At 69.0% G+C, this 6,768-nt stretch carries 7 protein-coding genes; 5 read left to right on the forward strand and 2 right to left on the reverse strand.

Annotation, left to right across the window (positions count from 1 at the left end; genetic code table 11):
* The first annotated feature begins 168 nt into the window (after positions 1–168).
* From H1D24_RS41250 to H1D24_RS41270, 5 genes are all read left to right on the forward strand, one after another.
* Positions 169–984 carry a phosphatase gene (locus H1D24_RS41250; protein WP_181662915.1) on the forward strand — a complete coding sequence of 272 codons (816 nt, stop codon included), beginning with the start codon at positions 169–171 and terminating at the stop codon, positions 982–984.
* A 128-nt stretch (positions 985–1,112) separates the two neighbouring features.
* A complete protein-coding gene (locus tag H1D24_RS41255; RefSeq protein ID WP_093781815.1) occupies positions 1,113–1,322 on the forward strand; it encodes a helix-turn-helix domain-containing protein in 210 nt (69 codons plus the stop codon).
* A gap of 148 nt (positions 1,323–1,470) precedes the next feature.
* Positions 1,471–1,569 carry a 30S ribosomal protein bS22 gene (locus H1D24_RS41260; protein WP_003948845.1) on the forward strand — a complete coding sequence of 33 codons (99 nt, stop codon included), beginning with the start codon at positions 1,471–1,473 and terminating at the stop codon, positions 1,567–1,569.
* 336 nt (positions 1,570–1,905) lie between these two features.
* Positions 1,906–2,967, forward strand: a complete 1,062-nt coding sequence (locus H1D24_RS41265; RefSeq protein ID WP_181662916.1) for an NAD-dependent epimerase/dehydratase family protein — start codon at positions 1,906–1,908, stop codon at positions 2,965–2,967.
* 14 nt (positions 2,968–2,981) lie between these two features.
* On the forward strand, positions 2,982–4,037 hold the full coding sequence (locus H1D24_RS41270) for a lysophospholipid acyltransferase family protein (RefSeq protein ID WP_181662917.1): 1,056 nt from the start codon (positions 2,982–2,984) through the stop codon (positions 4,035–4,037).
* A 141-nt stretch (positions 4,038–4,178) separates the two neighbouring features.
* Here H1D24_RS41270 and H1D24_RS41275 read toward each other — a convergent pair whose 3' ends face one another.
* Entirely contained in the window at positions 4,179–5,375 is a 1,197-nt protein-coding gene (locus H1D24_RS41275) for a DUF5667 domain-containing protein (protein ID WP_181662918.1), read from the reverse strand.
* A 247-nt stretch (positions 5,376–5,622) separates the two neighbouring features.
* Positions 5,623–6,465: an ECF subfamily RNA polymerase sigma factor, BldN family gene (locus H1D24_RS41280; protein ID WP_181662919.1), complete on the reverse strand. Its 843-nt coding sequence runs from the start codon at positions 6,463–6,465 to the stop codon at positions 5,623–5,625.
* Between the last annotated feature and the right edge of the window lie 303 nt (positions 6,466–6,768).

Below are 6,768 nucleotides of genomic sequence, written 5' to 3' on the forward strand. Positions count from 1 at the left end.
CCCGGACGAGCGGCGTCACCGGCCTCGGTAGAACGGCGGCCCGGACGAGCGGCGTCACAGGGTTCGCGTTAGCGGATCGCAGGGCTCGGACAAGTGGTGTTACGCCAACTGTGCGGTCTTTCCCCGGTTTTCGAGGTCCGGCCGCTGCCGGTGCGCCAGCATCGGGGCGTGTTGAGCACCGGAGCGTTGCGTGCGCATCTCCTGGCGGCCAGACTGGCCGGGCCCGTGGCCACCTCGCGCGAGGAGAGCCTGCGGAGTTACCGGCTCTTCGCCGCCCGGGATCCGCGGGTGCTGCTCGGACTCGACCCCGAGTGGAGCTGGGGCCAGCGGGATGTGATCGCGCTCATGGCCGACAAGTGCGGTGTATCGGCCGATCCCCTGCACACGACAGGGCATGACGTGATCGATCCCGAGCGGACTCTGGCGGGGCTCGATGCCTTCGCGAAGCGGCTCGGCGAGGCGGCGCGGCGCTGCGAACCCGTGCTCCTCGGGACGGGTCACCCGCATCGGCTCCTTGACTTCTACGCCGCTTTGGCCGGTGCGCTGTCAGCAGCCGGCTGTCCCGTTCTCACCCCGGCGCAGGGTCGTCGTGTCGACATAACGACCCGGTTCGGTCTACGTACGTACAACCTCGACTACGTACGAGGAGTCGCGTTGGTGCGGGAAGCAGGCGCCCTGGGCGCCGGTTGTGACACCGGCGCACACTCTCACTCGCCGCTCCCGGTTCGTACTGCCCTGGCGGCCGCCGCCGATGCCGGCGGCCCTCTGCCGGTGCTCGTTGTCGGAGACCACGGATGGGCCTGCGGGGCAGGTCAGCTCGGTATTGACACCATCGGGGTGGCCGACACGGACGATCCGGCGCTGTTCGTGGGGGAGGCGGAGGGGCGGGTGCCCGTCGTCGTTCCGCTTGATGACGCTGTGCGGTCTGATTACTACCGACCGCTTACTCGCTATGTACTCAATCGAGCGTGTCTGTCACAGTAAGCAGCCGATGGCTGCTCCTCTTCCCCACTCGCATCACCCGCCCCTAGTCTGGGGAGTGAGCGCACAGCGACGAGGAGTCACCGGAGGGGAAGCCGGTGCCCGTCATGTGTGGAAGGTTCAGGTGTGTCATGGCTGCTGGCGAGAGGCCTCTGAACGAGGTTCAGTTCCTGACCGTGGCGGAAGTCGCCTCGGTGATGCGAGTGTCGAAGATGACCGTGTACCGGCTGGTGCACAGCGGTCATCTGCCCGCGATCCGGGTGGGGAGGTCCTTCCGAGTCCCGGAGCAAGCGGTTCACGAGTACCTTCGCGAGTCGTATGTGGGGGTGGAAACGGCCTGACGGCGTCCTCCGGGACCCTCGATTACAGATGCGGAGCTCGGGCGGGGTAGGCTAGCCCCTCGTAGGTCGTGTGGGCCCAAGTCAGCCCCGCACCGAGTGATTGTCCCCGCCCCCGCGGGGGTTGTCCGAGAAGTGAGCGAGGGTAGTCGTGGGCTCTGTTATCAAGAAGCGGCGTAAGCGGATGGCGAAGAAGAAGCACCGCAAGCTGCTGAAGCGCACCCGCGTGCAGCGTCGCAACAAGAAGTAGGCGGTCGCTGTACCAAGCGCGCTCTGTGGCCCTTCCACCGCACGGTGGGAGGGCCACAGCCCGTTCACCGGAAATCAGTCGCCTTTTCAGGGCATGCAGGGCGCAGGTCTTTTCCCCTGTCGCATGCGCGGTCGTACGCTGGCCCCGGAGAGCTTGGTCCCTGCGCGGATCTGTACGTAGGTCTGCGCAAGCTGTGCACATGGTCTGTACGTACATCTGTGGCTGTCGTCACTTCCTGCATCGAGTGGTCATCACAGCGCAACATCCAGCCGCTAACGTGGCGCGCAGGAGCGGCAGGACAGGGCGCGACGAGGGCTGGGAAGGTAGGCGCTGATCTTGGGCAAGGTCGTGCTCGTGACGGGGGTGGCCCGTCAGCTGGGAGGCCGGTTCGTGCGGCGGATCCAGCGCGATCCCGAAGTGGAGCGGGTGGTCGCCGTGGACGCGGTGCCGCCCGAGCATCATCTGGGGGGCGCCGACTTCGTGAGGGCCGACATCCGGCAGCCGACGATCGCCCGGGTGCTCGCCGAGCACGCCGTCGACACAGTCGTCCACCTGGATGTCACGGGTTACCCGCTGGGCGGAGGCAACCGGGCCTCGGTCAAGGAGACCAACGTCATCGGCACCATGCAGCTGCTCGGCGCCTGCCAGAAGTCGCCGAGCGTCAAGCGCCTGGTCGTGAAGTCCAGCACGAACGTGTACGGGTCGGCGCCGCGCGATCCTGCCGTCTTCACCGAGACGACGCCGCCCAAGTCGCTGCCCAGCGGTGGCTTCGCCAAGGACACCGTCGAGGTCGAGGGGTATGTGCGCGGCTTCGCGCGGCGCCGCCCCGATGTGGCCGTGTGCGTGCTGCGCTTCGCCAACATCCTCGGCCCCACCGCGGACTCGCCGCTCGCCGACTACTTCTCGCTGCCCATACTGCCGACCGTGTTCGGCTACGACCCCCGGCTGCAGTTCGTGCACGAGGACGACGTGATCGACGTGCTGCGCATCGCCTCGCACGAGCCGGCACGCGGCACGCTCAACAGCGGCACGTTCAACATCGCCGGTGACGGTGTGCTGCTGCTCTCGCAGTGCGCGCGCCGTCTGGGCCGCCCGACCGTGCCCGTGCTGCTGCCCGCCGTCAGCTGGGTCGGTACGGCGTTGCGCACGCTGGGCATGACCGACTTCTCGCCCGAGCAGCTCCGGCTGCTCACGCATGGCCGGGTCGTGTCGACCCATCAGATGCGCGAGACACTGGGGTTCCAGCCGAAGTACACGACCGCGGAGACGTTCGCGGACTTCGCACGCAGCCGCGGCCCGGGACTGCTGCCGCCGGAGGCCCTTGCGGGGGCCGTCGACCGGATCGCCGCGCTGCCCGTCCTGGGCAGCGGCCACCCCCCGACGCAGAGCGCCACATGAGGAGCGCATCAACGATGGCGGACGCCAAGGTCATTCCGTTCGACGACGATCGCTCGCGCGGGGGTGCGCAGCGCCCGCCACGCCGCCGGGCCCCGGCCCGGCGGAAGGCGGAGCCGGTGGGCGCCCGCGAGGTCCAGGTCCTGCCGGGACCGTATGCACAGGAGCAGGGCGGTGCGCCGATGACGCGTGAGCCTGAGGAACCGCGGGAGCCCCGGCGGGAGCCGGCCACAGCCGGCTGGGACCGGCGGATCGCGGGCGGCCTGGCCTTCCTGCGGCGGCGGCTGACCGGCGACTACGAAATCGACGACTTCGGGTACGACCAGGAGCTCACCGACCAGGTCCTGATGTCGCTGCTGCGGCCGCTCTACGAGAAGTACTTCCGCGTCGACGTGAAAGGCATCGAGAACATCCCCTCGGACGGTGGGGCGCTGATCGTCGCCAACCACTCGGGGACGCTGCCGCTCGACGGCCTGATGATGCAGGTCGCCGTGCACGACAACCACCCCGAAGGCCGGCATCTGCGGCTGCTCGCCGCGGATCTGGTGTTCGTGCTGCCGGTCGTCAACGAGCTGGCGCGCAAGGCCGGGCACACCCTGGCGTGCGCGGAGGACGCCGAGCGGCTGCTGCAGCGGGGCGAGCTGGTCGGGGTGATGCCGGAGGGCTTCAAGGGCATCGGAAAGCCGTTCAGCGAGCGTTACAAGCTGCAGCGCTTCGGGCGGGGCGGCTTCGTCCAGACCGCGCTGCGGGCCGGGACCCCGATCGTGCCGTGCTCGATCGTCGGTGCTGAGGAGATCTACCCGATGATCGGCAACGCGAAGACGCTCGCGCGGCTGCTCGGATTCCCGTACTTCCCGATCACGCCGACGTTCCCTTGGCTCGGCCCGCTGGGCGCGGTGCCGCTGCCCACGAAGTGGACGATCCAGTTCGGCGAACCGATCCCGACGGACGGCTATCCGCCGGAGGCGGCCGAGGACCCGATGCTGATGTTCAACCTGACGGACCAGGTACGCGAACAGATCCAGCACACGCTGTACAAGTTGCTCGTGCAGCGGCGGTCTGTGTTCTTCTGACCTGTTCTTCTGTGGTCTTCTGACGTCGGAGGTCTTGTGGGTTCGTCTGACGTCGGACTCGCAGCTGCCCCGCATACGTCGATGGGGCGCCCCCCGATTGGAGGGCGCCCCATCAACGTATGCCGGGGACGGGACGGGCTCCTACGTGTCCTCGCCGCCGATGCCCAGGCCCGGCAGGAAGGGCAGCAGCGGGGGGACCGTGATGTCCGGCTCCGGGGACAGGCTGGCCTCGCCGGACGGGCTCGGGCTGGTCTCTTCCACGGGCGGGTCGAACAGGCCGCCCGTATTGCCGCCGAGCAGGCCCTCGTCCTCGCTGGCACCGGAGGTGGAGGGCTCCGGCGAGCCGGTGCCGCTCGTGCTGCCCGCCGACGAGCCGGAGGTCGTGGGCGACGGACGGTCGGAACCGGAGGAGCCGGTGGACTCCTGGCCGGTGCCCGGCTGGGTGGTGCCGTCTCCCGAGGAAGGCGATCCCGGCAGCATCGACCGCAGCGGATCGACCTCTTGGTCTATGGCGTCGAAGACCGAGCTGACCTCCTGGCTCACGTCGCCGAGCTGGACGGGCAGCCGCTCGCGCAGGGTCGTCCAGGTGTCGCGGTTCGACTGGGAGAACGACGACAGTGCCTGGATCGGGCCTAGCGAGCCGTCACGCTCGTATGCCGAGTGCAGCAGGCGGTGGCCCGCGCTGGCGTCGTGCTGCACGCCGGAGAGTGCGCGCCTCATCTCGGAGACGGACTCGTGGTCGAGATCGCCGGAGCGGCCCCGCTCCATGAGCCGGCGGGCCTCGTTCAGCCGGGTCGCCGCCTGGTCCAGATAGAGCCGGCCGCGGTCCGATTCTCCGTCGGCCATGCCCAGCTTGAGATCCTCCATGCCGCGCTTGAGCCCGTACAGCGAATCGCCGGGTAGGGCGTCGGTGCTGGCGGCGGCCACTCCGCCCAGTGCCCCGGCGGCCACGCCGACGGTCAGTCCGCCCGCGGCGATGCCCTTGGACAGACGGGAGCGCGACCGCAGCTTGCGCAGCGGACTCGCCCGGTGCGCGCCGCGGCGGGACCGCTGTTCGGGCACCGAGGGACCCGCGCCCTCGCTGCCCGCCTCCGTGCCTTCGAGCACCATGGCTTCCATGGCTGCCACGAGCCGCGCCCGCTGGACGACCTTGACGCCGGCGTCCAGCTCCGGCTTCGGCATCCCGCCGAGACCGGTCGCCAGTGCCAACATCCTCTGCTTCTCGGCCTGTTCGGCCGACTCGCCGGGCTTCTCGGCCGCCGTGACCCTGTCGGAATGCTCCTCCAGGGCCTGGGCGAAGGCGTTCGCCCGCCGGTGCGCCGATACATTCGCGATCACTGGCGGCACCTCCTCTCGTCATGACGGTCGACTCCCCAGGGGTTCCTGAGGGTTGCACTCCTTGAGCACATCCACACGATCGAGTGAGCGGTGGCGGTCAGGGTGTGACCACAGGGAGCCTGTATCCCGCACAACGAGCGGCTCGGCACTTGGGTTACGGACGGAGCATGAGTGAACCGTGCAGCCAACGCGCTTTCACCGAACGTGAGTTGAAGGTCGCGCTGAGTGCATCCGGGTCTGTGGTCGCTCAGCGGGCGTCGTCCGGGAGGAGACGGGCCAGGGTACGCACGGCCCGGTACTGGAGGGTCTTGATGGCGCCTTCGTTCTTGTCCATCACGCGGGCGGTCTCGGCGACCGAGAGGCCCTGGAGGAAGCGCAGCGTGACGCACTCCTGCTGCTGGGGGTTGAGGCGGCGTACGGCATCGAGGAGTGCGGCGTTCGACAGGGACTCCAGGACGGAGTCCTCGGGGCTGCGCTCGACCTCGTTGGCGTCGAGCATTTCGCCGGTGGTCACTTCGAGACGGAAACGGCTCGACTTGAAGTGGTCGGCGACCAGATTGCGGGCGATCGTGACCAGCCAGGCGCCGAAGTCGCGGCCCTGCCAGGTGAACGTGCCGATGCGGCGCAGGGCGCGGAGAAAGGTCTCGCTCGTGAGGTCCTCGGCCGTCGCCTTGCCGCCCACGCGGTAGTAGATGTATCGGTACACCGTGTCGCTGTACCGGTCGTAGAGCCGGCCGAACGCCTCGGCCTCGCCGGCCTGGGCCCGCTCCACGAGGTCCATCATCCGGGCGCTGTCGCTGTCCGCCGCGGGACGCCGTGCGGTGGAGGTGGCCGCCCCGCCGCGACCCCGTCTGGGGGTGTCCCGTCCGTCGCCCGACCGCCGCCCCTCGACGACGGACCGCCGCGCCGACCCCTTGTCGATGCCGTCCGTCAGGGCATAGCAGGGGCCCGCGGGGCCGCTGGTGGCGATGCGCGGCGCGGCGAGAGCGGGGACGGGATACGCGGTGGGGACGAAGCCGCGCAAGTGGTCGACGACCGCTGTGCGCAGCGTAGCCAGGCCCGAGGCGTCAACCCCGACGTATGGGTACACGGGACTCCCAGAGGCAGAGCTTTCATCACGTGCAGTACGGGACCGTTCACTCGTCGTGGCGACGCGTGGGTACCGATTTGCGTCTGAGGAGAATAACGCTTCGTACAGGCAGCGCTACACCCAGTTGCTCAAATCACCGATTCCGTCGCTTCTGTTACTGATCGACGGCCGATCAAGTACCAGGGCGTGAACGGTTGTTGATCGGATTAGTTCGCGTTGCGTTCGAGCCCGGGGCGTGTTGTGCTCGCGCGCCGTTCCGCTTCTCGCGGGCGTTTTCGTTGTGGGCAGGCGTTCCTCCCCCGT

The organism is Streptomyces himalayensis subsp. himalayensis, from assembly GCF_013778455.1.
Taxonomy (GTDB): domain Bacteria; phylum Actinomycetota; class Actinomycetes; order Streptomycetales; family Streptomycetaceae; genus Streptomyces; species Streptomyces himalayensis.